Origin of the sequence: Pseudomonas sp. BIGb0164, from assembly GCF_024810135.1 — a bacterium.
Classification (GTDB): Bacteria; Pseudomonadota; Gammaproteobacteria; order Pseudomonadales; family Pseudomonadaceae; genus Aquipseudomonas.
This window is the reverse complement of sequence record NZ_JANUEA010000004.1, coordinates 23,636-48,827: the sequence shown is the minus strand read 5'-3', so window position 1 is coordinate 48,827 and position 25,192 is coordinate 23,636. Positions and strand designations below refer to the sequence as shown.

The following is a 25,192-nucleotide window of genomic DNA, read 5'->3' as shown; positions in this document are numbered from 1 at the left end:
TGGCGGCCTAAAGGTTCACTTGCCTTCAACGCCCATCCCCCCGAAGCTATACACCTTCAGGAGCCCCCGCATGAACCTCGAACACCTCACCGAACGCCTGCACCGCATCCGCGATAACAACGACTGGAAGCCATTCCACAGCCCGAAAAACCTGGCCATGGCCGCCAGTGTGGAAATGGCCGAGCTGGTGGAGATTTTCCAGTGGCTGACCGAAGACCAGTCGCGCCAGTTGCCGGCTGACAAACTGGCCCACGCCGGTCAGGAAGTTGGCGACATCGTGCTGTACCTGCTGTTGCTGTGCAGTGAGTTGGGCCTGGACATGAATGAGGTGGTGCGCGCCAAGTTGGCCGACAGCGAGCGGCGGTTCTCCCATGAGTGATCGGCATTTCGACCAGTTGGCCACGCGTTTTGCCGAGAAGATCTACGGCGGCGCCAAGGGGGCTATCCGCCTCGCGGTGCTCCAGGCTGACCTGACCGAGGCGCTGCCGGCGCGTCCATTGCGTGTGCTGGATATCGGCGCGGGCCTGGGGCACATGTCGTTGTGGCTGGCCCAGCAGGGCCACCAGGTGACCCTGGCCGAGCCGGCCGAACCGATGCTCGAAGGCGCGCGCCAACGGTTCGCCGACGCCGGGCAGACCGCCACCTTTATCCACGCACCCTGGCAAGACCTGCTCGGCCAACTCACCGAACCCTACGACCTGGTGCTGTGCCACGCCGTGCTGGAGTGGCTGGCCGAACCCCACGCGATCCTGCCGGTGCTGCACCAACTCACGGTGCCCGGGGGCTGGCTGTCGCTGGCGTTCTACAACCGTGATGCGTTGATTTATCGCAACCTGCTCAAAGGCCACTTCCGCAAAATGCGCAAGAACGATATGGCCGGCGAGAAGCAGAGCCTCACGCCGCAACAACCGCTCGATCCACGTGAGCTGGCGGCGCAACTCGAAGGGCTTTGGCAGGTCGAAAGCCAAAGCGGCGTGCGGGTGTTCCACGACTATATGCCGGTGGAATTCCAGGCCCGCGCCGATTTGCAGGACCTTTTGGAGATGGAACTCGCTCACCGTCGTCACCCAAGCTTTGCCGGACTTGGGCGTTATTTGCACTGGATCTGCCGTCCGGTTTAAGCGGCCCAGTCTGCGGAGGTCGAAATGCGTCGTCTCTGTTTGATCCTGTTGTCCCTGGGGTTGGGCGCCTGTTCCAGCCCCAACCCGTATGTCGCTGCTTCGGCGCCGATTCCCCCGGCGCCGGCCCAGGCGGCGAATACCTTCGATGCCAGCGCGTATCCTGCGCCGGTGCGTGACTACGGCGCCTACCGCAACTGGGCCTGGCTCAACGGTCAGCTGCCGGCGGGCTCGGCCTGGGCCGACTCGGCGCAGATTGCCGAGGCGGTCAGCGGCGCTCTGGACCAACGCGGCCTGCGCCCCCTGCATGACAAACGTGCGCCGGACCTGTTGGTCAGCGCCGACGTGCGTTTGGAGAAGCGCCTCAAACAAGTCCAGGACGACTATGGCTACGGGTACGGCGGCTATAACCGCTATGGCAATGGCTACGGCATGTACAACTCGGTGCCGGTGGTGCGCACCTATGAAGTGACCGTGGCGGTGGTGCGGGTCAACCTGTTCGATGCACGCAACGGCCAGCCGGTATGGAGCACCAGCGCGGAAACCACCAGCCAGGGCAGCCTCAGCGAACGCGCCGATTCCCTGCGCGAAGCGGTGCAAAAGGCGATGACGGCCTACCCGCCCAGTTAACCGCTATTCTCATCTCAAGAACGTCTCGTTTTTTGGAGAACAACCATGCTTCGTCGCATTGCTGCACTTGCTGTCGTTGTATTGCTGGGCGGCTGCCAGACCAGCCAGGTTAACCACGACTTTGACGCCAGCCGCGACTTCGGCGCCTACCGCAGCTGGGCCTGGAAAGACCCTGCGCTGCAATATCGCCCGGATGACCCGCGAATCAAGAGTGACCTCACCGAACAACGCATCCGCGAGGCCGTGGGCGAGCAGCTCGACCAGCGCGGCCTGCGCCCGGCCGCGCCGGGCACCAAGCCTGACGTGAACGTGCAGGCCTACCTGATCGTTGAAGACCGCCAGCAACAGGTCACCACCAACTACGGCGGCGCCTGGGGCGGCCCGTGGAACGGCTATTGGGGTGGCCCGATGTACAACGAAACGCGCAACATCACCTACAAGGTGGCAACCATCCAGATCGACCTGCTCGACGGCAAGGACGGCAAGCTGGTGTGGCGTGGCAGCGACGAGCAGATGATGAGCAGCACGCCGAACCCTCAGGACCGCAGCAACGCCATTCGCACCACGGTGAGCCGGATCCTCTCCAGTTACCCACCCCACTAAAACCTGCAGGTCCCTTGTAGGCGCCGGCTTGTGTGGGCGCTGGCTTGCCTGCGATGCGGGCACCTCAGTCTTTCAGGTAGACCGGGGTGATGCCATCGCTGGCAAGCCAGCTCCTACAGGGTGCTTTGGCGTCTGCAAAATCGTCATCACCCCTGCCCAGCCTTGACTACACTTCATTGCACCTACGGAGAGTAAGCGCCAAAGGAGTGCTCGATGTCTCCCCGACTTCGTTCCAGGCAACGTGGTGCGATCGGCCTGATGGCGGCGGGTACCTTGGCGCTTGCCTTGATATTCATGCTGCTGGCGGTCGACAGCGGGCGGTTGTACCTCGAAAAACGCAAGGTGCAATCCATCGCCGACACGTCGGCCCTTGAGGCAGCAGGGCTGGGTGGGCAATGCGGCAGCAGCACCACCGCCAATGCCTATGCCGTGCAAAATGCCAAGCGCAACGGTTTTACCCTGGTGGCCGGCGACAACAGCCGCACGCTGGTGGTGACCTGCGGCACCCTCGCCACCAACGCCAGCAACCTGCGCGTGTTTACCGCCGATGCCACCAAAAACGATGCGATCCAGGTGGTGGCCTCGCGCACGGTGATGACCAGCATCGCCAATGGCATCCTCAACCTGTTCCACGGTAAAGCGTTCAACGCACAGACCGTCCTGAGTGCTACCGCCGTGGCGGCCCAGGCACCGCCGGTCGCGCAACTGACCATCCGCAGCAGCCTTGCCACGGTCGACTCCACGAAGTCGCCATTGCTTAACTTCACCTTCGGCAATTTGCTCGGCGGCAGCCTGTCGCTGACGGCCGCAGGCTGGAACGGGATCCTGTCCACCAACGTCAACTTGCTCGGCTACCTGGACCAGTTGGCCATCCGCCTGAAGGTGACGGCGGGCGACTACAACGCACTGCTGACCACCAAGGCCTCCGCCACCGATCTTATTCACGCGGCAGTAATGCTGCTGCAAAAGAACGGCAACGTAGCCACGGCGATTATTAACAACGTGCTGGCGCTGGAAGCCATCGCCCCCAATACGCAGTTGCTGACCGTGGGCAATTTGCTGAACGTGGCGACCGGCACGCCAATTGCCGCCTTGAACTCCACCGTGCAGTTGTTCCAACTGCTGGAGGCGGTGGCGCAACTGTCCAGCAGCAAAAGTGCGGTGAGCGCGGCGGTTCAATTGAGTATTCCCCTCGTGGGCAATGTGTCGATCCAGACCAAGGTGATCGAGCCGCCGCAACTGTCGGCGATTGGTAACCCTGCGCTGGCCAAAGCGGGGTTGGCGAAGACGCCGCAGACAGATCAGATCTTCGTGCGCACGGCGCAAGTGCGAACGTTGGTGGTGGTGCAGGCGCCGGTGCTCAAGCTGGTGTCGGGCGTGGCCTCGATCCTGACCGGCCTTGCCACGCCGGTGTCGAAGGTGGTGAGTGGCCTGCTGAACCTGAATATCCCTGCGGTGGTCGGGGGCGTCCTGTGCCTGGTGGCGTGCAATGTCACGGACGTGGATATCACCCAGTCCCTGTCCATTTACATCGAGGCCGCCAGCGCCGAGAGCCACGTGACGGACTTCAGTTGTGCAACGCCGGCTACCAAGTCGCTGACGGTGCAGGCCACCACTGCTGTCGCTACGTTGGGCGTGGGTTATGTGGACCCGGTATCGGCGTTTTCCTCCTCGGCGCCGGTCAATGTGCAGCCGGTCAGGCTGATCGATTTTGGCGAGCACTATTGCATCGTGCTGACCTTGATCTGCGGCCCGCGCACGGCCGGAGTGGGGGGCGGCTTGAACTTGAAGGCGCTGTCCACCATCGGCCAGCAAACCGGTTCATTGCTGTTTTTGCCGGTAGCTGAAATGAACGCGCCGCCGACGTACCAGAGCCCTCCCGGTACGGCCGATATCATCAAAAGTCTGGGCGCCACGTTGTCGGGCCTGCAGGTGACCTACGTTCCGCCCACCGGCAGTACGCCCAGCAGTGGCAACGCGACGGTCGCCAACGCGTTGACCACCATCATCTCTTCGGTAGTGGGGCTGATACAGAACGTGCTGTCGCCGGTGCTCGACCCCATCGTCAACACCCTGCTGTCGGCCTTGGGTATCAGCCTGGGCAACGCCGAAGTGGGTGCCAACCTCACCTGCCACATGGGCCGCGCTTACCTGGTGATCTAGGCGGTGATGATCGGCAGCTCCACACAGAACCGGGCGCCGTGCTCACCGTTGGTGACACTCAGGCGCCCGCCCATGTTTTCCACGATGCCGTAGCTCACCGACAAGCCCAATCCGGTGCCCACGCCAATCGGCTTGGTGGTAAAGAACGGTTCGAAAATTCGCTCCAGCAGGCGCGGGTCGATGCCGCCGCCGTTGTCCTCGACCCAGATGCGCACATGGCGGCTGTCATGTTCAGTGTGCACGGCAATCCACGGGTTCAAACCGGGATTTTTTTCCCGCTGGCTCAGCAGCGCATCGCGGGCGTTGACCATCAGGTTGATCAGCACCTGTTCAAGTTGGTCCGCGTAACCGATGACCTTCACTGAGAAGTCCGCAGGCGTCAGGCGCACCTCCACGCCCTTGCCACGCAAGCCTTCACTCAGCAGCGACAGCGTGCCTTCCACGGCCTGCGCCGGGTCAAAGGGCTGCTGTTCGATTTCCGAGCGCCGGCCGAACACGCGCATGTGGTCCACCACCTTCGCCGCCCGTTGTACCTGGGCATCAATGCGCTGGAGTTTTTCCGTGAGGTAATCAATCTGGGCGTCGCCATTGCTCAAGCGCTTGAGCACGTTGACGATGGCCATGCGCATCACGTTCAACGGTTGGTTGATCTCGTGGGCCAGGCCGGTGGCCATTTCGCCGAGGGTGGCCATCTTGGCGCTTTGCGTCAGTTGTTGCTGGGAGCGGCGTACTTCGGTGTTGTCCCGGCCAACGGCCTGTACTTCCACTAAGGCGCCGCTGTCATCGAACACCCCACGGTCTGACCACACCCACCAGGCGTGCTCGCGTCCCGGCAGTTGCAGGCTGATTTCGGCGGTGCTCACGGGGAATTCCGGGGTCAGTTGGCCGATGCGCTGCACAAAGGCGTGGCGCTGTTCGGTCGACAGCCATTCCCCCAGGTTCACCCCCGGCAGTTGCGCGGGCAGGCATTCCAGGTAATTGGCCAGGGGCGTGTTGCCGAAGGTCAGCGTCAGGTCGGGCCGGTAGCGGCAGATCATCGCCGGGGAGTCTTCCACGAGGATGCGGTAGCGCTCCTCGCTCTGCCTGACCTGCTCGGCCGCCAGGGTCGCCTCGGTGACGTCCAGCCACAGGCCGACCGCTTCCACCGGCAGGCCGAGGTCGTCGCGCAGCAACTTGGCTTCGTCGAGCAGCCAGTGGTAGTGACCTTGTTTGTCGCGGACCCGGTAGCGACTGCGCACTGTGCCTTCGCGCAGCAGTTGGCGCGTACGTTCGAAGTACAGCTCGCGGTCTTCGGGGTGGATCAGCAATGCCAGCGCGGCCCCGTCGCACTCGGCCAGCGTCCAGCCCAGCAGCGGCAGCAGGCTGTCGCTGAAGAACACCGGTTGCAGCGCCCCGTTGACGTAGCGCTGCACATAGATCACGGCGGGAGAGCTGGCGATCAGGTTATCCAGACGCGCATGGGCCGCAGCAGCGTGCAGTTGCTGGTTCTTGATGTCGCTGATGTCGAGCATGAAGCCGATCCAGCGGCGGTTGTCGCCCACCCCCAGCACTTGGCCCTGCACGCGGTACCAGATGGGGTGCTCGGTATCGCTGCGTTGCAGGCGCACGCTGGTGAGCAAGGGTTTGCCCAAGGCTTGCAGGTCATGCAGGCGACTGCCGAGTTCCTGGCGGTCGGCGGGGTGGATCAGTTCCAGCCATAAGTCGAGGGGCTGGCGAGTGGGGCCGTCGTCGAGGCTCAGGCTGCGCAGCAGTTGCGGGGCCAGTTGAATCTCCTGGGTGGCCGGCAACAGCTCCCACCAACCGGTGCCGAGCAAACCTTGCAGGGCTTCGACGCGCTCCAGTTGCTGATGATGACGCTGTTCACGCAAACGGCTCAGCAGGGGGGCGGCGAGGGCGGCGGTGAGGTTCAGCCAGTCCCGTTCGCTGGTCTGGGATTGGCTGTTGTAGAACCCGCACAGCAACCAGGCGGCCACGCCCTGGCCGTCACGGTAAGGCACCAGAAAGCCGTCGGCATTGCCGAACACGCTGTGCAGGCGCGGGTTGTCGTTGTGGCCCCGGGCGATGTCCAGGCTCAGTGGGGCATTGCCGTTGACGCTGTCCAGGCTGGTGCCCAGGCGCTGCGCGGTCTGCCACAACGCAGGGGCGTCATGGGCGGCGTACTGGCCGTAGATACGCCAACCCTGATCGTCATCGTCGAGCAGCGCCAGGGCAATGCACGGGATGCGCCAGCGCTGGGCCACGCTGGCCAAGTGTTCGTTGAGCACTTCCGGCAGGCGGCTGAGGGTACACACCCGCAGTTGTTCGCTCATCTGGCAGGCCAACTGATGGTTCTGTTCGCGGTGCTGGGCCAGCTGGCGGCCGGCCAACAGGTCGCTGACGTCCAGCAGGCGCAGGGTCCAGTGCTCGCCATCGGGCTCGATCCAGCCACGGGTGTGCAGGGTCTGGCCGGCGATGCCCTGGAAGTCGAGGTCCAGGCCATGGCGTTGCCAGTCGCTCGGCAGGCCTTCGATGCTCAGCGCGCTGTTGGCGCGCAACAAACTGTGCAGAGGCGGCGTGGCGTCGGGGAGCAGGTGTTGGGCAAGCTGCGTGCGCAACGTGCCCGTGATGCTCAGCACATGGCCCTGAGCGTCCAGTTGCAGTTGCAGGCCATTGAACGCGGGGGGCGTTGCATCGAAAGGCAGCGGGCTGCTGCGGCCCAGCAAACGCCCAAGCAGCTTATCCCCCGGCGTCAAAACTGAAGGCTCGACGTGGCGGAGAGGTAAGTCGGCAATTTGGGCACTGCGCCTATGCCTGGCAACACCAGCACCGGCAGCACGGACTTGAGGCTGGAGGAGGGGTAACTGATCGTCACCGTCAGGGTGGTGCCGACGTAGGTCGCATTCACGTAGCTGGGGAGAAATTTGAACGAAGCGGGAATCCAGTTCAGTTGCGCCAGGGCGGCGGCCTGGGCGCGTTGTGTCACCAGGCCTGAATAGCCGACGGTGGAAGGGTCCAGTGACACGCTGCGGCGTACACCTTCGGCGGCCGCCTGGTGGAATGACTGCATCAGCAGCAACGGTAGGCTATAGCTGACCAGTCCGTAGAAGACGGCAAAAAAGATCACGAAGACCAGGGCGAACTCTATCGCCGCGGCACCTTTTTGCTTGCGGGGGAGGCTTGTTTGCATGACCGCGTCTACCCTGACGGCTACTACTTGATATCAGCATAGAATCAATCAGCAAAAAGGGATGTTTTTTACGTGACCCAAGGCTTGGTAATCCTGTTCTGGTTGGTGCTGTGCTCAGTGCAGGACCTGCGTCAGCGACAAATCGCCAACGGGTTGACGCTGGGCGCCGGCCTGCTCGCGCTGATCTACCTGCTGTGGATGGGCGTCACCTGGATCGGCGCACCCGCCGGTGAGGGCGGCTGGGCCTTTGCCTTGGCGCTGCTGCTGGGCCTGCCGGGCTATGTGCTGGGGCGCTTTGGCGCCGGTGATGTGAAGCTGCTGGCCACCCTGGCGCTGGCGACCAGCCCCGACTATTTGTTGTGGTCGCTGATCGGGGCCGCAGTGGTAATGGGAGCATGGGCCTTTGTGGGTCAAAGGCTTAGCGCACGCGTTGGGCCCGGGCCCGATCAGGCGCCAACAAAGCAGCCGTTTGCACCCTATTTACTGACAGGTTTTGCCTTGTACTGGTTTTGGATCCATTAGTCGCAGAAGGCCTCTATCGCTATGTACATAGTCGGAAAGTAGGTCTACGTTTATTACATCGATGTATAGGATTCTTCGTCAGAAGGGATAGGTCAAACTTTTGGCTTGCCAGGCATGGAGTAGCGCGTGAACAAGCTTACGTCAGCAGTGAAAGTGCTCGTGGTCGACGACCAGCCGTTGATCGTCGAAGAGCTTTGTGAGTTTCTTGAAAGCAGTGGTTATCGCTGCGTTCCTTGCGAGTCCAGCCGGCACGCCTTGAAGCGCTTCAGCGAGGACACTGAGATCGGCCTGGTGCTGTGCGACCTGCACATGCCGGACATGGACGGTATAGAGCTGGTGCAGGCGCTGCAGCGGGTTGCCGGCAAGCAGCGCGCGTTCGAGGCAATCATGCTCACCGGTCGCGCCGACAAGCAGGACGTGATCAAGGCCTTGCGGGCGGGCATCTCCGATTACTACCAAAAGCCGATCAACCTCGACGAACTGCTCGAAGGCTTGCAGCGCCAGGAGGCGGCTCTGGAGGAGCGGCAGAAGGAGTTGCAACTGGGGCACTTGAACCAGAAGTTGCAGTACCTGTCCGAGTCCATCAACGACCTGTACCAGGACCTCGACAAAGTGCGGCGCAGCCCGGCCCAGGACACCGATGGCGATATTTCGGCAGACGATACCGGGCCGCTGGAAATTCCGACGATCTTCAACCAGTTGTCACCCCGGCAACTGGACGTCGCCAGGCTGGTGGGCAAGGGCCAGACCAACTACCAGATCGCCTGCGAGCTGGGGATCACCGAAAACACGGTGAAACTCTACGTGTCCCAGGTGCTGCGCCTGACGCACATGCATAACCGCACGCAGCTGGCATTGGCGCTGTCACCGAGTAATTCGGCAATGCGCCAGCGGGTCACCGCTCACTGACCTGAGCCATTGAGGGTGAGGGAGCCAGCTCCCTCACCTCATCATTTTTTAGCGCCCCCTCCCGATTGGCCCCCCGCGTCCGGATCAAAGAACTCCGGAATCGTGTGCTTGTTGTCCAGCCAGCGCTTGAACGCCTGGTCGCGCTCGGTCGGGGAGGCGGTTTGCGGGGTGGTCGAGGCGACGCGGCCGCTGAGCTGCAACGTCAGCCAGTTTTCGGTTTCGGCCTGCTGCGGGGACGAGGGGCCGGGCTCGATGGCCTGGGCCATCAGCGGTAGCAAGGCGAGGCAGGCGAGGTAGTGGGCTTTCATCATCAACTCCCTATTTCACGGTGGCCGGCAGCGCATCGCTGACGGCAGCCACTTGGTCCTTGGGTTTACGCGCCACTGCCTTGCTCGACGCCTTGAGCCTCTGGGCCCGAACCTGTGCATTGTTCACCTGTTCCGGGCTCAGGCTCAGTTGGCTGACGAGTTGCGCGGCTTGCCCCCAGTTATCCTGGTAGATCAGCAAGGTCACCATGTTGACGGCCGCCAGTTGGTCGCTCTGCTTGAGCTCCATGGCCGTGAGGAATTCGAAGCGGGCCTCCTCCAGGCGCAACTGATCGAGGTACACGACCCCCAGGTCATTGCGGATTTTTTCGTTGGTAGGCGCCAACTGGGCGGCACGCTGCATGTGGGCCAGGGCCTGGTCGTTGTTGCCCCTGGCCGACGCCAGCTGGCCCAGACCATGCTCGCCTTCGGCTGCCAGGCAAGTGCCCACCAGGCTGCGGTACATCGGCTCGGCCTCGCTGCGGCCCAGCAGGCGCGCAGCCCGGGCCTTGCGCAGGCGCACCTGGGGCAGCGCATCGGGCAGGCTCTGCAGGTTGGCCAGGCTGGCGTGCAGCTTGCCTTCGTTGGCCATGTCATCGGCCAGGTTCAGTGCCAGTTCCTGCTCGGCGCTGGGCTTGGAGCAACTGCTCGAACCGCTCAGCACGGCCCAGGGTGTCTGGCCGTTGGTGGCACAGCCGCCGAGCATTAACAGGCTCAGTGCGCCGATCAGTAGTTTCATCAAAGGCTCCTTAAAAGTTATTCAGGGCGCGGGCGATGGCGATGAAGGCCGGGCCGCCCAGCACCGTCAGCAGGGCCGGGAACAGGAACACCATCATCACCACGGACATCTTGGCCGACATCTTCGAGATGTATTCCTGCAAGCGGGTCAGGCGCCGGTCATCGAGCAATTGCTTGAGCGCCAGCAACGATTTCATCGCGCCGCCGCCTTGCTGGATCAGTTGCTGCAGGATCACGCAGGTGTCGGTGAACTCATCCACGGCCAGCAGTCGTGCGGTCTTGCCCAGTTCTTCGCCCAACTCCAGGCCGGAGTCGACCCGCGCCAGGATCAGGCGCAGTTCCTGGGTAAGGTCCGGCAACAAGCGCTGGGCCTCGGTGCCCAGCACGCGCAACGACTGCTCGACCGCCATGCCCGACTCGAAGAGGATGCGCAGCAACGGGATGAACGTAGATATCTCCCGGGCGATGCGTTGCTGACGGGCTTTCGCCGCCGCCGCCAGGATGCGCTTGGGCAACAGGTAGCCAATGCCCAAGGCGATAACAGGCGCGATCCACGGCGATTCGGCATGGGGAAACAGCAAACGCTGGCCGACCACTGAGACCGCCAGCAACACGATGGGCACGCCAATCTGGAAGGCAGCAAACAGCGAGCGCTGGTTGGCCTTGCGCCAGCCGATGCGGTTGAGCAGGGTCTGGGTCTCGTTGTCCAGGCTCACCGAGCGCTGGGCAAGGGGGCTGGCACCCAATTGGCGCAGCAGGCTGCCGAAGCGGTCTTCGCGGCTCAGTTGGCCCTGCAGGCGCTGGGTGACCAGGCGCTGGCGCCGGCGTTGTTCCAGCCAGTGGCCGGTGATCAACACCACGGCGGCGAGCAGCAACAGGGCACTGGCCAATAACGCCATCTCAAATACTCCGCAACATGCGCCACATGACGAAGGTGCCCGTCACGTCCATCGCTAAGGCACCGAACAGTAAATAGCTCCCGGTTTCGTCGTTCCACATGGTCATCAGGTAGCCGGGGTTGATGATCAGGAAGTAGCCGACCATGAGCACCGGCAGGCCCGCCAGCACATAGGCGGTCATGCGCGTTTCGCCGGTCATGGCCTTGAGCTGGCGGCTGCCTTGCTCGCGCTCGCGGATCATCTTGATCAGGTTTTCCAGCAGCTCGCTGGCGTTGCCGCCGTAGCGATGATTGACCTTCAAGCCCAGGGCAAACAGGCGGAACTCGTCCTGCTCGTAGAACTCGGCAAAGTCGCTGACGGAATCCGGCAGGCTCACACCCATCTGCACGTTGCGTTGGATGCGGCTCATCGCGTACTTGAGCGGGTTTTCGGTGTTTTCGATACCGCCCAGTACCGCGTCTGCCAAGGTGCGCCCGGACTTGAGGCTGCGCACGCTGTGGTCCAGCAACTGCGGCAATTGCTCGATCATGCGCTGCACGCGCCGTTGATAGCGCCAGGCGATGTACAGGCGCATTGCCAGGGGCGGTAACACCAGCATCGCCAGCGCCCCCAGCCAATGGGCGAGGTAATAGCCGAGCAGGGCGCACAATGCCCAACCGGTGAGCCACAGCCACAGGCGGTCAGTGGGTTTGCCCAGGCCGGCGCGTTGGAACATGCGCTCCAGTGCGTTCCAGGTGGTATTCGGGGCTTCCTGCACCGGCTGGCCGTCGGTGAGGCGTTCCAGCACGCGGTCGTTGCCGGCCTGGCGCAAGCCGTTTTGAAACAGGCGATACGACAGGCCGATCAGGATGATGCAGATCAGCAGCAGAATGGGCCCGGTCATCCGTCCTCTCTCCCTCTGACTATGGCAGCGGCAATGCCGATTCGTGGCGCAGCTTGTCGCCCGCAGGGTTGATCGCCTCACGCAGGAAGCCGAAGCCGGTGCGCCGGTCGAGACGGAACAGGGTATTGATGACGTAGACGTCGTCGCGCACCCCGACCACTTCCACCACCTCACTCACGCAGCGGCGGCCGTCGGGCAGGCGGGTCAGCTGGATCACCACGTCCAGCGCCGCGCAGATCATCTGTCGCAGGGTTTTTTCCGCCACCACGCGACCGGTCAGGCCCACCAGGGTTTCCAGGCGCAGCAACGCGTCCTGGGCATTGTTGGCGTGCACGGTGCTCATGGAACCGTCGTGACCGGTGTTCATGGCGGTCATCACATCGAGCACTTCCACGCCACGGATTTCGCCGAGGATGATGCGGTCGGGGCGCATCCGCAGGGCGTTGCGGATCAGGTCACTGGCCTTGACTTCACCGTGGCCCTCGGCATTCGGCGGGCGGGTTTCCAGGCGCACCACGTGGGGGTGGCCCAGTTGCAGTTCGGCCACGTCTTCGATGGTCACCAGGCGCTCGTGAGGGTTGATCAACTGGCTGAGGATGTTGAGCAAGGTGGTCTTGCCGGTGCCCGTACCACCGCTGATCAAAACGTTGCAGCGCTTGCCCACCGCCTCCTGGAAGAACTCGAAGATGCTTTGGTCGATGGTCTGCATCGCCACCAGGTCGCTGCTCTTGAGCATGTCTTTGCGGAACTTACGAATCGACAGGCAGGGGCCGTCCAGGGCAATCGGCGGGATGATTGCGTTGACCCGGCTGCCATCGGGCAGGCGCGCGTCCACCATCGGCGAGGATTCATCCAGGCGCCGGCCCAGCGGTGCGAGGATACGCTGCATCACCCGCTCCACATGGTGAGCGTCGATAAAGCGCAGGTCGCTCTGATGCAGTAAACCGTCGCGCTCGATGAACACCCGGTGCGGGCCGTTGACCAGGATTTCAGTCACCGAGGTGTCGCGCAGCAGCACTTCCAAGGGACCAAAGCCGGTGAGCTCGTCGACAATCTCTTCGGCCAGCCGCTCCATTTCGTAACGGGAAATCGCCAGGTGCATGCGCGTGATGTACTCGGACACTTTGTCGATCACGAACTGCGCGAGGGATTGACGCGAGCCTTCCAGCAGGTTTTTGCCCGACTCTTCGATGGCATCGATGATGTAGCGATGCAGCACCAGTTTCAGGCCGTCGTGATCGCTGTGGCCCGCTACGCCTCGGGCGGGGGCGCCGAAGAGTTTTTCGCCGTTCATCGACCACTTCCCATCAGGCGCTCGAACCAGCTCATCGACGGTTTTGCCAGGCCTTCGGAGCGTTTGGCCAGGCGTTCGCCCAGGGCTTTCAGGGCGTGGGTCAGGTTCTCGCGGGGCGACAAGGTGAACAGGGTCTGGCCCTGGTTCTTGGCATTCAGGCGCACCTCCGGGCTGAACGGCAGCACGGCAATCACCTCCAGGCCGAAGCTTTTGCCGAGGGCCTCGGTGTCCGGGGCGCAGCCCTTGATGTAGCGGTCGACCAGCAGCTTGGCGTGGTCCAGGCGCATGCCTTTTTCGCGCCATTGATTGAGCACCGCCAGGTTGCGCCGGCAGTCGAGCACGCTCTGGTCGGTGCACCACAGCAGCTTGTCGCAATGGCTGACAAAGGTACGCAGCGCCTCGCTGTCGGGCTGGCCGGTGAGGTTCACCACGATGTGCTGGAAGTGCTGGCGCAGGGCGCTGAGCAGCATGTACAGCTCGGCGGCGCTGGTCAGCTCCAGGGGCTCATCGCTGGGGGCATAGGCGAGGATGCGCAAGCCGTCTTCGCTGGCCGCGAAGGCGCTGTTGATCAGGGTGGTGTCGAGGCGGCGCAGGTGGCGCAGGGCGTCGCCGAAGTTGAAGGTACTTTCCAGGCCCAGCAGCGCCAGGCTGTCGCCCCGTGGCAGGCCCAGGTCGAGCAACAGCGTGTGTTGCCCGCTCTTCTGCACGACCATGGCCAGGTGGCTGGCCAGCAAGGCGCCGTCGGCGTTGCCCTGGGTGCCGTAGAGCACGGTGAGGCCGCCGAGCTGGGTGTTCGGCGTGGCAGGCGGCAGGCGCTTGCTCAGGCGCCGCACCAGCCCGGCCACTTCGCTGGAGCGTGAGCCGTAGGCGACAAAATCCCGCGCCCCGGCGCGCATGGCATTGAGCACGAGCTGGTTGTCCATGCCGTCGCCGAGCGCCACGATCGCCAGCATCGGCTTGGCTTCCAGCGCGCCTTCGATCAACGCGCTCTGGGCCACCACGTGCTCGCGGTCCAGGCCCACGAACACCAGGTTGGCGAAGGTCACGTCCACCAGCGCCAGCAGTTCATCCAGGCTGCCGCCACCGGCGCTGACCACCTGGCCCAACGGTGCAAGGGCACCCTGCAGCCACTCCAGGTCGGTGGTGTTGCGTGTGATTGCCAGAAACGTCTGGCTCAGGCTATCGCTCATTGGGAAAGTCCACTGCGACGGTCGAAGTTGCCGTTTTCCAGAAAGAACAGCCGATACCAGTTCGGGTCGTAGTTGCGCAGTTTCTCGCCGGGCAACGAGGGCAATTGGGCGTTGGCCGCCAACGGTTGTACCAAGTGCGGCGTGACGATCATCAACAGCTCTTTTTCTTCACGGCTGATATTGGAGTCGCGGAAAAACGCCCCCAGGATCGGGATGTCACCCAGGCCTGGGAACTTGCTGATGGTGGAGCGGTTGGTGCTGCTGATCAGGCCGCTGATCACGAAGCTTTCGCCATCGGCCAGGGACACGCTGGTGTCGGTACGGCGCACGGTGAGGGCGGGCACCTGGATGCCTTCGATCTGCACCGCGTTGCTGTAGTCCAGCTCACTGACTTCGGGCGCCACCTTGAGGGTGATGCGGTTACGGTCGATGACGGTGGGCGTGAGCGTCAGGCGGATGCCGAACTCCTTGTACTCGATGGAGATGCTGTCGCTGCCACTGCTGGGGACCGGAATCGGCACTTCGCCACCGGCGAGGAAGGTTGCGCTCTGCCCACTGAGGGCTACCAGGCTGGGACGTGACAGGGTGTAGGCGAAGCCGCTTTGTTCCAGGGCATTGATCATGGCCGAGATCCGCCCGCCACCAAAACCGATGTTGAAGAAACCGTTGTTCACCGCCTGCCCACGGAAACTGTTGGCGGTGGTGGCGGGAATGGAACCGTTGCCCGGGCTGCCGAACAGGAAGTTGCCGCCCTGGCCGAACAACGAGGTGCTGGCCTCCTTGAGCTTGGTGCGACTGACTTCGACGAAACGGATATCGGTCTGCACCTGGCTGGGTAATGTCGGGTCTTCGGACGGCGGCAGCGACAGGCTCGTCAGGGCTGCGGTGGCCTTGCCTTTGACGAACACCATGCTCTGGCGCGGCGTGGTCGAGCAGCCGGTCCAGACCATCAGGCTGGTCGTCCCGGCGCCCACGCCGGTGAGCAGGAAGTTACGGTCGCCGTTGATCCGCACATCGGCAATCCTGGGGTCGCCGATGGCCAGTCGCGTAATGGCGACCGGCGATTGCAGCTCCTGTTGCAACCCTTCTCCCACTTCAACCACGGCGGGCAACTGGCCCAGGGCGCTGCAGCTACCCGACGCGGCGAAGGCCAAGCCCACGGGCAGGCTCGACAGCATCAGGACCAAGGCCATTTGAGCGTAGCGATGGCTCATTCAAGGCTTCCTTGTTCAATCAGGGCGTTTGTTCGGCGGCTTGCGCACCACGGATCACTTCAATGCCACGGCGTTGGCCGCCTTGGACGGCTGCCACCGGTGCGGTTCTTTTCGGCGGGGGCGCCATGGCCAACTGGGTGAATTGGTAGAGATCGCGGTCGGCGCTTTGCACTTTTTCCACCGAGTCGTTTTCGCCGGCCCAGTAGCGGCTCAGCAGTTGTTCGTCGGCGCTGCGTACGGCCAGGCGCAAAATGCCTGCCTGGGACGCCAGCATCAGGCGGCTCAATAAGGGTTCGGGAACCGCCAGCACCACGGTGCGCGCGCCGGCCCGGCGTTGGGCGGCCTGGGCTTTTTCCTCGGGCGTTGAGGGCGGTACGGTGGCGGGTTTGCCGTCATTGGCCAGGCCCACTTGGTCGCCGACACTGAGCAGGCGCATGGCCGGGATTACCACCTGTGCCGACTGCTCGGTGTTGCCGGGCTCCTGGCGCAGGAACAGCAGGATATCGACGAAGTCGCCGGGGCTCAGTTGGCCGGCGGCGCCGATCACCTCGTCCACCGCCACTGCCAGGGCGCGTTCATCCGGGCGGATCATGCGGGCCAGCGGGCCGCCCGCGCTGAAGCTTTCTTCGCTCAACCAGTTGCCGGCGCCCAGGGTGCGCAAAGGGATGCGGCCGATAGCCTGGTCGAGGCGGGTGAGGCTGCCAGCGGGCACGGTGCGCAGGTTTTCAATGACCAGGTCGGTCGCGGCGAGGGGGACGAAAGGGGGCACGTCATGCACCAGCACCACCACCGGCTGGCGGGTTTTGTCTTCGATGGCGGCGACGCTGTTTTCGACGGAAATGACAGGTGCTGCAACAGGTTCCGGTGCGCGGCTCAGCGCCAGCCCCCAATAGCCGGCGATCAAGGCTCCAATTAAAAGAACGCCGGCCAGGATCATGCTGAAACGACTGTTCATGACGGCTCTCCTTATCCCGTTGCACCGCTGCCCGCTAATCCAAACGGGTTAATCCGCAACACTGGCTGCTATGAACATCTAACTATTTCGCTATTGGAAGGTAGTTCAGCTAGGACGAAATGCCATTACCCGCCGCAAAATTTCTCTGAACTAAAAAAGCTTTCATGAAAAGCACGGTTTTATGACGCCAACTTTACGACTAATACTTTGTGATTAATTCGTTCTTACAGTTGTGAGGCTGGGGTTTGTTGACAATGCTCTAATGGCACACGGCAATCATCGTGCAACCCAGCTGTACCGGCGCTCTGCGGCGCATTAGGGAGAAGTATTATGATTCTTGACTTGATCTTGAAGGCGTATGTCCAGACCCAGCTGTTCTTCAGGCGCAGGGATGGGGCGTCGGCCATTGAGTATGTGATTATCGTGGCTATCGTCGCGTTGGTTATTATCGGTGCAGGTTCTGGGCTCGGTGATAAAATCAAAAACGTCTTCACTTCTGTATCAAATGCGTTACCGGCGGGTAGTGGCAGTTGATTTTTAACTAAGTTGCATGCAACGCTTTGTTGGCGAATATTAATCACTGGGTATCGTCTATGACACCGTCGTCGTCTCGCCGCCAGCAAATCCTATTGGTGGACGATGAAGAGGACGCCCTGATCGAACTTGCCGAATCCCTCGAAAATGAGGGATTCGTGTGCTTCACCGCCACTTCTGTCACCTTCGCTTTGCAGGAGCTGACCCTCAATCCGGATATCGCCCTGGTCATTACCGACCTGCGCATGCCCGAGGAGAGTGGCATCTCCCTTATCAAGCGCCTGCGCGAACACACCTCGCGTTCACACCTGCCGGTCATCGTGATGTCGGGCCATGCCGAAATGGACGACGTCAGCGACATGCTGCGGCTGCAGGTGCTGGACCTGTTCCGCAAACCGATCTACCTGGTGCGCCTGATCGACACCTTGAACAGCCTGTTCCCCCTACCCAAACCCCGCCTCTGATCGTAGTGAGCGGGCTTGCCCCGCGCCGAGGCCCCCACACCAACACAGCCCGATTGAAGGATCGCGCCCCCAACGCAAAGCCGCGCCTTTGTAGTGAGCGGGTTTACCCCGCGCTGGGTGGCGAAGCCGCCCCAAAACCAGTCGATGCGTTTTGGTTGGAGGCATGAGATTAGTGGTGGGGCTGGCGCGGGGTAAACCCGCTCACTACAGGACCGGTGTTATACCCCGGCCCCGACGTCGGCCTTCAAAGCTGGTAGCTGAAACTCAGCGAATACCGTGGCCGCCGGTCATAGTTGTCGAACGCCACTTCCGACATTGGCTTGGCCGCCTCCAGCGCGATGTTGTAGTACTTGGCGTCGCCAAAACGCAGGCCCAACGCTGCTGATGACATGTCGTTGCCCTGGATGGGCAGGTCGTTGTACCAAGTCTTGGCGCGGTCAAACACGACGTACGGCTGCAGGATCCTCACCCAGTCGCCGGCGCGGTTGTAACTGTAATTGACCTCGTACGCCAAGCCCCAGCCCTTGTCGCCTGACCCCTGGTCATCGGGGTAGCCACGGCCGAAGTTTTGCCCGCCAAAGGTGGCGCGCTCGCTGTCGGGCAGGGTGTCATTGGTCCAGTAAGCGGCCGCCGACAGCACGCCTTGCCAGTTATCGAACAGCTTGTTGCTCTGCACCCCGGACAGGCGCACGCGGAAGAAGTCGAGGTCTGGCGTGAGGCCGCCGAAGTCCGAGTGGGTCTTGGCGCCCATGCCGTTGATGCCCTGATACAACCCGGCGCTGAGGATGCGCAGTTGGGTGGTGTCAGCCGTACGCCAGTCGCCTTCAACCGCGACGGCGCGCAGGTCGGTTTTCAGGTCAAAGCGTTGCGGGAAACCTTCCAGTTTGTAGCGGGTGGTCTGGTCGACGGCGTACAGGCGCGTGCCCAGGCTCAACGACTCGCTGGGCGAGGCGATAAAGGGGTGGGTGAAACCGATGGAGTAACGATCGATTTCCTGATGCGGCTTCAGCTCCAGGCCGTCGCCCAGTTGCACGTTGGTACGCGGGTCGGCGCGATAGCGTTCGCCCGACAACACCAGTTGCGTGCCTTCGGCATTGATGAATTGGCTATACGCCGCACGGTAGTAATGCTCTTTGTCGTTCCCGGGTGGGAACAGGCCACTGACACTCAATTGCTCGCCCATGGATGTTTGCGAATTGCTGGTGGCGCTGAGCAGCGCCTGGGTGCCGCCCCGGCTGGCCTCGGTGAGGCTCATGCTGGTGGTGAACGGCTTGCGGCTGGCGGTGATTTGCATATGCGTGCCGCCGCCAGTGGTGCTGGGTGGCGGTACTTGGGCTTGCAGTGTCACGCCCGGAATGGTGCTCATCAAGGTGGTGTAGCGCTCGAAGGTCTTGCGGGTCAGTGGGCGTTCGGCCTTGAGTTTTTCTGCCAGTTTGTCGATGTAGGACGAGACCGGGCCGACGTCGCCTTGCAGTTGGTAGTCGCGGATATAACCCTCCACCACCACCACGTGCACCAGGCCGTCGTCGAAGCTCTGTTCTGGCAGGAACGCGTAGGACAGCAGGTAGCCATCCTGTTGATAGCGCCGGGTGATACCGCGCGTGGCTTCGATCAACTGGGCCAGGTTGGTCTCGTGGCCAGTCAGCGGCTCGAAGACCTGGGCCAGTTCCTTGAGCGGGTAAATCGTACCGCCGTCGATCTGCAGTTTGCGAATGGTCACTTTGGTGTCCATCAACAAGGGTTGGGCTTCGGTGGCGGCGGGTGTCGGCAGTTGGGTTTGCGGGGCGACCGGACGATAGGCGTCGGCGGGCAGGTTGGGCACGGGCAGGTTGCGGATGGTGTCGTTGCTATTGAGGAAGCTGGGTAGGGTATCGGCGCAGGCGTAGGTACTGAGGGTGAGCAACAACAACGGCGTCAAGGCGCGCATAGGACACTCCATGGTCAAAGCAGCAGCGTTTCGCAGATTCCCGCCGGGCTCTGGGGGCGCGGTTCGGGTACTTCCGGGACATTTCATTTGCCCATAAAAAAGACGAGAGGCTTATAAGGTCTCTCGTCTCAACCAAGCGTAGGCGCTGTAGGGGAGGCCGTCTAATCGGCCAGGTGCAATTCTATTTTTTGCCGGTCAGGCCACCGAGCAGGCCGCCCAGCAGACCACCGTTGGCGTTGGCGTTGGCGCCGGCACTGGCCCCTGCGGAGGCAGATGCGCTACCCCCCAGGTTCAGGCCGCCACCGAGCAAACCACCACCGGCGTTGGTGCCCCCGGTGACCAGGCCACCGATGGACGCTACGGTGCCACCGACGGCGCTGACGGTGCCGCCCAAGGCGTTGGTGACCGGGTTGGCGTTGGCGCCGCTGAGGGCACCGCCCAGGTTGCTGACTGCGCCGCCTACGTTGGTGACCAGGCCGTTGATCGGTGCACCCAGGCCGGTTGCGCCGCCGATGTTTTGGGTCAGGCTGGTGACGCCGTTGGTCACAGGGTTAAGGGCATTTCCGAGCACCTGGGTCACTTGCCCAACCGGTGCGCCCGCTGCGGTGTTGGGGACGCCACTGCCGCCGAGGAGAGTGCCCAGGGATGCCACGGTGCCACCCGCTTTGCCACCGGTAGCGCCTGCTGCGCTGACCACACCGTTGGTGCTGCCTGCATCGAGGCCGTTACCGGCGCCGGCGATGATGCCGCCAATCAGTTCTGGCAAGCCGAGGTTACCCGCGCCGCCGCCGCCGCCGCTACCACTGCCGGAGCCGGTGCCGGTGGCTGGGTCGACATAGCCGCTGGCTTTATCCACCACGGTGCCTACGCCATTGAGTACGTTACCCACGATGCCGGTCACAGGGTTGCCAGTGCCGCCAGCGTCGGCGACTTTATCGCCCAAGCCGTCGACGGTGCTGCCGACTTTCTTCAACAGGCCGCCGACTGGCGTATCCAGGCCGGTCGCGGTGCCGACTTGGCCGGTGGTTTTTTCCACCAGTGAGACCACCGGTACCAACACCTTGCCGCCGACGGTATTGGTGACCGAACCCAGAGGGCCGGTGGTGCTCGCCGTGCTCAAGGTGTCGCCGAGCATGGTCACGACATTGCCGACCTTGTCGACTACACCCCCGACGACAGGGGCTGCGCCGGCAACGACCGGGACGTTCCCCAGCAGGGTGGCCACGTTGCCGCCTGTGGTGCTGACGCCATCGCCCAGGTCGGCTACGCCTTTGCCGACACCGGCCAGTGTTTTGCCCAGTGCATTGCTGTCGGTACCAATCGTACCGAGCCCCGTGGACAGGCCGTCGCCGATGCTGCCGACCGCGGTGCCAGTGGCGGTCACCAGGCCGCCCGTGGTTGCGCCGACAATCGGCAAGCTGCCAAGGGTGGTGCCCAGGCTTTTGACGGCGCCACCGACGCCGGTCACGGTGTCACCCAGGGTGTCGACCACGGTCGCGGTCACCAGCGGTGTGGTGGTACCGCCACCGGTGCCACCGCCTGTTCCGCCACCTGTTCCGCCGCCAGTGCCACCACCGGTCCCGCCACCTGTACCACCGCCCGTACCGCCACCGGCTGCCGAGTCGGTTGAAGCCGAACCACCACTGTGATGCCCACCACCACCGCTGCTGCAGCCTCCGAGCGCCAATGCGACTGCCAGGGCCAGCGCGGTACTTGTTTTCCAGATCACCACTTGAGTTTGAGTGTTCATGATTGAGTTCCTTGCACCTGTACAACCTTGGGTTGTTTTCAAACGCTCGTTATTTCTTGGATAGCGATGCGTTTGTCCGTGTGGCTATAACAGTCCCGGGCACTCTTTCTCACAATGCTCAACTTGGTATTAACGATTTATATACTGGGTTCAAGTCAGGGCTTTATGACTAATACCAAAGCGATAAAGGGTAGATGTATCTAGATATATATATTTTAAAAATCAATGACATAAATAAAATAGCGGGCTTAAAAAAGCCCGCTATAACTTAGGATGTATATATACAATTAATCGGTGATTTTTACGCGATCGGCTGCCACTTGCCTACCATGTGTTGTAGATCGCCCGTACCTTTCAACAGCAACTCGCCGCTGGAACCTGGGGCACTGCAATACAGGGTGACTTCACTGGGCAAGCGCACGGGCTTGTTGAACTCGACATGCAGTTCAATATTGGCAGCGGGCAAATGTTCACCCAGCGCAGCCAGGGTATGCGCTTTGTTCCACAACCCGTGGGCGATGGCTTGTGGGAACCCGAACAGCTTGGCGGTGAGGGCGCTGAGGTGGATCGGGTTGTAGTCGCCTGAGACCCGCGCATAACGGCGACCGATATCGCCAGGGGCTTTCCAGCGCGTCAGTTCGCTGACTTGGGTGGGCGTGGGCAACGGATTATCCAGCGCTTCGCCTTCGAGTTTGACGCCCCGACACAGCATGCGGCTTTCGGCCTCCCACAACAGCCCGAGGGAATCCTCTGCGGTGGTCAGTAAGTCAAAGGTCGCCCCTTTGCTGTGGGGCTGGAGGTTGCAGGCCTGTACGCTGATCGTCAGTTCACTGACGCCACCCAAGGGGCGGTGAATGCGGATGCGGTTGCTCAGGTGAACCAACCCCAGTAACGGAAAGGGAAAATCCTTCGCCGTGAGCAACTGCATCTGCAGGCCGAACGCCAGGATATGCGGATAAGTCGCCGGCAAGATCGGGCTGTCGGCGAAACCACAGACCTTGCGGTACGCCGCCACGTCATTGGGGTTGATGCGCACTCGGCAGCGCAAGCCCTGTTCGGGCAAGGTGCTGCCGGTGATCTTGCGCTTGAGCGCCGCCCGCCAATACAACGGCGGCAAGAAGGGTGTGCTGCCTAAGGTGTGCCAATCCATGTTTATGCTCCCAAAAGACTTTGCCCACACACCCGCAACGCTTGCCCGCTGACCGCGCCGCTGCCCGGCTGACCGAGCCAGGCGACGGCTTCGGCGACGTCCTGGGGCAGGCCGCCCTGGCCCAGCGAACTCATGCGCCGCCCGGCTTCACGCAAGGCGAAGGGGATATGTGCGGTCATCTGGGTTTCGATAAAACCGGGCGCGACGGCATTGATGCTGATACCCCGCGCTTGAAGCAGCGGCGCCCAGGCTTGGGCCAGCCCGATCAAGCCGGCCTTGCTCGCGGCATAGTTAGTTTGCCCACGGTTGCCGGCAATGCCGCTGATGGAGGCCAGCAACACCACGCGGGCGTTGTCGTGCAAGGTGCCGCTGTCGAGCAATGCCTGGGTCAGCACCTGCGGGGCGTTGAGGTTGACGGCCAGCACGGCGTCCCAGTATTCCGGGGTCATGTTGGCCAGGGTCTTGTCGCGGGTGATACCTGCGTTATGTACCAGGATGTCGAGGCCGTCGGGCAGGTGTTCCACCAACCGCGTGGCGGCATCTTCAGCGCAGATATCCAGCACCACCGTGCGTGCGCCCAGGCGCGCGGCGAGGGCTTCGAGGTCAGCCTTGGCCTGGGGCACGTCGAGCAGAATGACGTCAGCGCCATCGCGGGCCAGGGTTTCAGCGATGGACGCACCGATGCCCCGGGCAGCGCCCGTGACCAGCGCCTTGCGCCCGGCGAGGGGGCGCGTCCAATCTTCGACCGGGGTGGCACACGCTGCCAGGCGAATGACCTGGCCGGAGATGTAGGCGCTTTTCGGTGAAAGGAAGAAGCGCAGGGCGCCCTCCAGTTGGTCCTCGGCACCCTCGCCGACGTAGAGCAATTGCAGCACGCCGCCGTTGCGCAGCTCCTTGGCGAGTGAGCGGCTGAACCCCTCGAGGGCACGTTGGGCGCTGGCGGCAAAAGGATCGCTGAGGGTTTCCGGAGCGCGGCCGAGAATCACCAGGTGCGCGCTGTTATCCAGGTTCTTCAGGAGGGGCTGAAAGAACTCGCGCAATTGCTTGAGCTGATCGGTGTGTTGCAGGTCGCTGGCGTCGAACACCACCGCCTTGAGCTTGGGACCATGCCCGGGAATCCACGTCGAGGTCTCGGTGCCGTAGGTGTAGGTCGCGTCGGTCAGCTTGTGGGCGAACGCCTGTACCTTGGCCGTCAGCTCACCGCCGCCCAGTAACAGCGCACCTTCAACTGGGCGCAGGCGCCCGGCTTGCCAGCGTTCCAGGCGTACCGGTGACGGCAGGCCAAGGGCAGCGACCAGGCGATGACCGAGGCTTGAGTTGGCGAAGTCGATATAACGGTCAGACATGGAACGCTCTCCGAAAGCTGGGGTTCAAAGGGTTGACCACCCCGGGGCGGTAGTCGTTCGATCAGCCTAGGCTAGGCTGGATGATTACACCCACAACCCACAGGGAGCTTTCCATGACTCAATTGCGCCGTGTAGCGATCATTGGCGGTAACCGCATTCCTTTCGCTCGCTCCAATGGCCCGTACGCCACGGCGAGCAACCAGGCGATGCTGACCGCAGCCCTGGAAGGCCTGATCGAACGCTACAACCTGCACGGCCTGCGCCTGGGCGAAGTGGCTGCCGGCGCGGTGCTCAAGCACTCCCGGGACTTCAACCTTACTCGCGAATGCGTGCTTGGCTCGCGCCTGTCGCCGCAAACCCCGGCCTATGACATTCAGCAGGCCTGCGGCACGGGGCTGGAAGCGGCGTTGCTGGTGGCCAACAAGATCGCCTTGGGCCAGATTGAATGCGGGATTGCGGGTGGGGTCGACACCACCTCCGATGCGCCGATCGGCGTGAATGAAGGGCTGCGCAAGCTCCTGCTGCAGGCCAACCGCAGCAAATCGTTGGGGGATAAATTAAAACTCCTGTTACAACTTCGTCCCCATCACCTCAAGCCCGAGCTGCCACGCAACGGCGAACCGCGCACCGGGTTGTCCATGGGTGAGCATTGCGAGTTGATGGCGCAGACTTGGCAGATTCCCCGCGCCGAACAGGACCAGTTGGCCCTGGAAAGCCATCAGAAAATGGCCGCCGCCTACGCCGAAGGCTGGCACAACGATTTGCTCACGCCGTTCCTGGGCCTGACCCGCGACAACAACCTGCGCCCCGACCTGACCCTGGAAAAACTCGCCAGCCTCAAGCCGGTGTTCGAGCGCAGTGAAAAGGGCACGCTCACGGCGGGCAACTCCACGCCACTGACGGATGGCGCCTCATTGGTGCTGCTGGGCAGCGAAGCCTGGGCCAAGGAACGTGGCCTGCCGATCCTGGCCTACTGGCGCGACGGTGAAGCGGCGGCGGTGGATTTCGTCAACGGCGCAGAAGGTCTGTTGATGGCGCCGGTGTATGCGGTGCCGCGTCTGCTGGCGAGGAATGGACTGACGTTGCAGGACTTCGATTACTACGAGATCCACGAGGCCTTCGCTGCCCAGGTTTTGTGCACGCTCAAGGCCTGGGAAGATGCCGACTACTGCAAGACGCGCCTGGGGCTTGACGCGCCCTTGGGGTCCATCGACCGCAGCCGGCTGAATGTGAAGGGCAGTTCCTTGGCGGCGGGGCACCCGTTTGCGGCCACGGGCGGGCGTATTGTCGCCAACCTGGCCAAGTTGCTGGACGCGGCGGGCAAGGGGCGTGGGCTGATTTCCATCTGTGCGGCAGGCGGGCAGGGGGTTACGGCGATCATTGAACGCTGAAATTGGCATATTGGATGCATTCTTAAGTGATCAACGGTCGG

Annotated in this window: 24 protein-coding genes; 10 read left to right on the top strand and 14 right to left on the bottom strand. The window is 62.8% G+C overall.

Going from position 1 to position 25,192, the window contains the following annotated elements; genetic code table 11:
* Positions 1-70: 70 nt before the first annotated feature.
* The 5 genes from M2394_RS11735 to M2394_RS11715 all read left to right on the top strand — a co-directional run bounded on the left by M2394_RS11735 (position 71) and on the right by M2394_RS11715 (position 4,514).
* Positions 71-379, top strand: a complete 309-nt coding sequence (locus tag M2394_RS11735; protein ID WP_176999429.1) for a MazG-like family protein — start codon at positions 71-73, stop codon at positions 377-379.
* A complete protein-coding gene (locus M2394_RS11730) occupies positions 372-1,121 on the top strand; it encodes a methyltransferase (RefSeq protein WP_176999428.1) in 750 nt (249 codons plus the stop codon). The genes M2394_RS11735 and M2394_RS11730 overlap by 8 nt, the downstream gene beginning before the upstream one ends.
* Positions 1,122-1,145: 24 nt before the next feature.
* Positions 1,146-1,748 carry a DUF4136 domain-containing protein gene (locus M2394_RS11725; RefSeq protein ID WP_176999427.1) on the top strand — a complete coding sequence of 201 codons (603 nt, stop codon included), beginning with the start codon at positions 1,146-1,148 and terminating at the stop codon, positions 1,746-1,748.
* Between the two features lie 45 nt (positions 1,749-1,793).
* On the top strand, positions 1,794-2,351 hold the full coding sequence (locus tag M2394_RS11720; RefSeq protein WP_259172583.1) for a DUF4136 domain-containing protein: 558 nt from the start codon (positions 1,794-1,796) through the stop codon (positions 2,349-2,351).
* Positions 2,352-2,564: 213 nt separating this feature from the next.
* Positions 2,565-4,514: a pilus assembly protein TadG-related protein gene (locus M2394_RS11715; protein ID WP_259172582.1), complete on the top strand. Its 1,950-nt coding sequence runs from the start codon at positions 2,565-2,567 to the stop codon at positions 4,512-4,514.
* Here the strand turns inward: M2394_RS11715 and M2394_RS11710 are convergent.
* Together M2394_RS11710 and M2394_RS11705 are read right to left on the bottom strand one after the other, a co-directional pair.
* Positions 4,511-7,246 (bottom strand): PAS domain-containing sensor histidine kinase, encoded by a 2,736-nt coding sequence (locus M2394_RS11710; RefSeq protein ID WP_259172581.1) that lies wholly within the window; start codon positions 7,244-7,246, stop codon positions 4,511-4,513. The genes M2394_RS11715 and M2394_RS11710 overlap by 4 nt on opposite strands.
* A complete protein-coding gene (locus M2394_RS11705; protein ID WP_178918459.1) occupies positions 7,243-7,680 on the bottom strand; it encodes a TadE family protein in 438 nt (145 codons plus the stop codon). Before M2394_RS11705 ends, M2394_RS11710 begins: the two co-directional genes overlap by 4 nt.
* Before the next feature lie 72 nt (positions 7,681-7,752).
* Between M2394_RS11705 and M2394_RS11700 the strand changes: the two genes are divergently transcribed.
* Both M2394_RS11700 and M2394_RS11695 read left to right on the top strand, forming a co-directional pair.
* Positions 7,753-8,202: a prepilin peptidase gene (locus tag M2394_RS11700; RefSeq protein WP_178918460.1), complete on the top strand. Its 450-nt coding sequence runs from the start codon at positions 7,753-7,755 to the stop codon at positions 8,200-8,202.
* Positions 8,203-8,328: 126 nt separating this feature from the next.
* Positions 8,329-9,111: a response regulator transcription factor gene (locus M2394_RS11695; RefSeq protein WP_178918461.1), complete on the top strand. Its 783-nt coding sequence runs from the start codon at positions 8,329-8,331 to the stop codon at positions 9,109-9,111.
* Between the two features lie 41 nt (positions 9,112-9,152).
* Here the strand turns inward: M2394_RS11695 and M2394_RS11690 are convergent, their stop codons facing one another.
* Genes M2394_RS11690 through cpaB form a run of 8 tightly spaced genes read right to left on the bottom strand, consistent with a single transcriptional unit; the run spans position 9,153 to position 16,589 of the window.
* Positions 9,153-9,419, bottom strand: a complete 267-nt coding sequence (locus M2394_RS11690; protein ID WP_178918462.1) for a DUF3613 domain-containing protein — start codon at positions 9,417-9,419, stop codon at positions 9,153-9,155.
* Between the two features lie 10 nt (positions 9,420-9,429).
* Complete coding sequence (locus tag M2394_RS11685) at positions 9,430-10,155, bottom strand: tetratricopeptide repeat protein (RefSeq protein ID WP_178918463.1); 726 nt, start codon at positions 10,153-10,155, stop codon at positions 9,430-9,432.
* Positions 10,156-10,165: 10 nt separating this feature from the next.
* Complete coding sequence (locus M2394_RS11680; RefSeq protein WP_259172580.1) at positions 10,166-11,053, bottom strand: type II secretion system F family protein; 888 nt, start codon at positions 11,051-11,053, stop codon at positions 10,166-10,168.
* A gap of 1 nt (position 11,054) precedes the next feature.
* Positions 11,055-11,936 carry a type II secretion system F family protein gene (locus tag M2394_RS11675; protein WP_259172579.1) on the bottom strand — a complete coding sequence of 294 codons (882 nt, stop codon included), beginning with the start codon at positions 11,934-11,936 and terminating at the stop codon, positions 11,055-11,057.
* A 19-nt stretch (positions 11,937-11,955) separates the two neighbouring features.
* Positions 11,956-13,230: a CpaF family protein gene (locus tag M2394_RS11670; protein WP_178918466.1), complete on the bottom strand. Its 1,275-nt coding sequence runs from the start codon at positions 13,228-13,230 to the stop codon at positions 11,956-11,958.
* Complete coding sequence (locus M2394_RS11665; RefSeq protein ID WP_178918467.1) at positions 13,227-14,420, bottom strand: pilus assembly protein; 1,194 nt, start codon at positions 14,418-14,420, stop codon at positions 13,227-13,229. Before M2394_RS11665 ends, M2394_RS11670 begins: the two co-directional genes overlap by 4 nt.
* Positions 14,417-15,634 (bottom strand): type II and III secretion system protein family protein, encoded by a 1,218-nt coding sequence (locus M2394_RS11660; RefSeq protein ID WP_178918468.1) that lies wholly within the window; start codon positions 15,632-15,634, stop codon positions 14,417-14,419. The genes M2394_RS11665 and M2394_RS11660 overlap by 4 nt, the downstream gene beginning before the upstream one ends.
* Before the next feature lie 19 nt (positions 15,635-15,653).
* Entirely contained in the window at positions 15,654-16,589 is a 936-nt protein-coding gene (gene cpaB, locus M2394_RS11655) for a Flp pilus assembly protein CpaB (protein ID WP_259172577.1), read from the bottom strand.
* A gap of 330 nt (positions 16,590-16,919) precedes the next feature.
* Here cpaB and M2394_RS11650 point away from each other — a divergent pair, with 330 nt between their 5' ends.
* Positions 16,920-17,123, top strand: coding sequence for a Flp family type IVb pilin (locus tag M2394_RS11650; RefSeq protein ID WP_178918470.1), 204 nt, complete (start codon positions 16,920-16,922; stop codon positions 17,121-17,123).
* Between the two features lie 59 nt (positions 17,124-17,182).
* Positions 17,183-17,587 carry a response regulator gene (locus M2394_RS11645; RefSeq protein ID WP_176999411.1) on the top strand — a complete coding sequence of 135 codons (405 nt, stop codon included), beginning with the start codon at positions 17,183-17,185 and terminating at the stop codon, positions 17,585-17,587.
* Positions 17,588-17,831: 244 nt separating this feature from the next.
* Here the strand turns inward: M2394_RS11645 and M2394_RS11640 are convergent, their stop codons facing one another.
* The 4 genes from M2394_RS11640 to M2394_RS11625 all read right to left on the bottom strand — a co-directional run bounded on the left by M2394_RS11640 (position 17,832) and on the right by M2394_RS11625 (position 23,760).
* On the bottom strand, positions 17,832-19,514 hold the full coding sequence (locus M2394_RS11640; RefSeq protein ID WP_178918471.1) for a ShlB/FhaC/HecB family hemolysin secretion/activation protein: 1,683 nt from the start codon (positions 19,512-19,514) through the stop codon (positions 17,832-17,834).
* Between the two features lie 181 nt (positions 19,515-19,695).
* The gene (locus M2394_RS11635; protein ID WP_259172574.1) at positions 19,696-21,264 is read right to left on the bottom strand and encodes a collagen-like triple helix repeat-containing protein; all 1,569 of its coding nucleotides are present in this window, start codon (positions 21,262-21,264) and stop codon (positions 19,696-19,698) included.
* A gap of 301 nt (positions 21,265-21,565) precedes the next feature.
* Entirely contained in the window at positions 21,566-22,414 is an 849-nt protein-coding gene (locus tag M2394_RS11630; RefSeq protein ID WP_259172573.1) for a MaoC/PaaZ C-terminal domain-containing protein, read from the bottom strand.
* A 2-nt stretch (positions 22,415-22,416) separates the two neighbouring features.
* Positions 22,417-23,760, bottom strand: a complete 1,344-nt coding sequence (locus M2394_RS11625) for a 3-oxoacyl-ACP reductase (RefSeq protein WP_259172572.1) — start codon at positions 23,758-23,760, stop codon at positions 22,417-22,419.
* Positions 23,761-23,873: 113 nt separating this feature from the next.
* Between M2394_RS11625 and M2394_RS11620 the strand changes: the two genes are divergently transcribed.
* A complete protein-coding gene (locus M2394_RS11620; RefSeq protein WP_259172571.1) occupies positions 23,874-25,151 on the top strand; it encodes an acetyl-CoA C-acetyltransferase in 1,278 nt (425 codons plus the stop codon).
* The last annotated feature ends 41 nt before the right edge of the window (positions 25,152-25,192 follow it).

Bases quoted from the DNA above. Each gene is read 5' to 3' on its own strand.
- M2394_RS11735 (WP_176999429.1), top strand. From the start codon at position 71: ATGAACCTCGAACACCTCACCGAACGCCTGCACCGCATCCGCGATAAC.
- M2394_RS11730 (WP_176999428.1), top strand. From the start codon at position 372: ATGAGTGATCGGCATTTCGACCAGTTGGCCACGCGTTTTGCCGAGAAG.
- M2394_RS11725 (WP_176999427.1), top strand. From the start codon at position 1,146: ATGCGTCGTCTCTGTTTGATCCTGTTGTCCCTGGGGTTGGGCGCCTGT.
- M2394_RS11720 (WP_259172583.1), top strand. From the start codon at position 1,794: ATGCTTCGTCGCATTGCTGCACTTGCTGTCGTTGTATTGCTGGGCGGC.
- M2394_RS11715 (WP_259172582.1), top strand. From the start codon at position 2,565: ATGTCTCCCCGACTTCGTTCCAGGCAACGTGGTGCGATCGGCCTGATG.
- M2394_RS11705 (WP_178918459.1), bottom strand. From the start codon at position 7,680: ATGCAAACAAGCCTCCCCCGCAAGCAAAAAGGTGCCGCGGCGATAGAG.
- M2394_RS11690 (WP_178918462.1), bottom strand. From the start codon at position 9,419: ATGAAAGCCCACTACCTCGCCTGCCTCGCCTTGCTACCGCTGATGGCC.
- M2394_RS11685 (WP_178918463.1), bottom strand. From the start codon at position 10,155: ATGAAACTACTGATCGGCGCACTGAGCCTGTTAATGCTCGGCGGCTGT.
- M2394_RS11680 (WP_259172580.1), bottom strand. From the start codon at position 11,053: ATGGCGTTATTGGCCAGTGCCCTGTTGCTGCTCGCCGCCGTGGTGTTG.
- M2394_RS11675 (WP_259172579.1), bottom strand. From the start codon at position 11,936: ATGACCGGGCCCATTCTGCTGCTGATCTGCATCATCCTGATCGGCCTG.
- M2394_RS11670 (WP_178918466.1), bottom strand. From the start codon at position 13,230: ATGAACGGCGAAAAACTCTTCGGCGCCCCCGCCCGAGGCGTAGCGGGC.
- M2394_RS11665 (WP_178918467.1), bottom strand. From the start codon at position 14,420: ATGAGCGATAGCCTGAGCCAGACGTTTCTGGCAATCACACGCAACACC.
- M2394_RS11660 (WP_178918468.1), bottom strand. From the start codon at position 15,634: ATGAGCCATCGCTACGCTCAAATGGCCTTGGTCCTGATGCTGTCGAGC.
- cpaB (WP_259172577.1), bottom strand. From the start codon at position 16,589: ATGAACAGTCGTTTCAGCATGATCCTGGCCGGCGTTCTTTTAATTGGA.
- M2394_RS11650 (WP_178918470.1), top strand. From the start codon at position 16,920: ATGATTCTTGACTTGATCTTGAAGGCGTATGTCCAGACCCAGCTGTTC.
- M2394_RS11645 (WP_176999411.1), top strand. From the start codon at position 17,183: ATGACACCGTCGTCGTCTCGCCGCCAGCAAATCCTATTGGTGGACGAT.
- M2394_RS11640 (WP_178918471.1), bottom strand. From the start codon at position 19,514: ATGCGCGCCTTGACGCCGTTGTTGTTGCTCACCCTCAGTACCTACGCC.
- M2394_RS11635 (WP_259172574.1), bottom strand. From the start codon at position 21,264: ATGAACACTCAAACTCAAGTGGTGATCTGGAAAACAAGTACCGCGCTG.
- M2394_RS11630 (WP_259172573.1), bottom strand. From the start codon at position 22,414: ATGGATTGGCACACCTTAGGCAGCACACCCTTCTTGCCGCCGTTGTAT.
- M2394_RS11625 (WP_259172572.1), bottom strand. From the start codon at position 23,760: ATGTCTGACCGTTATATCGACTTCGCCAACTCAAGCCTCGGTCATCGC.
- M2394_RS11620 (WP_259172571.1), top strand. From the start codon at position 23,874: ATGACTCAATTGCGCCGTGTAGCGATCATTGGCGGTAACCGCATTCCT.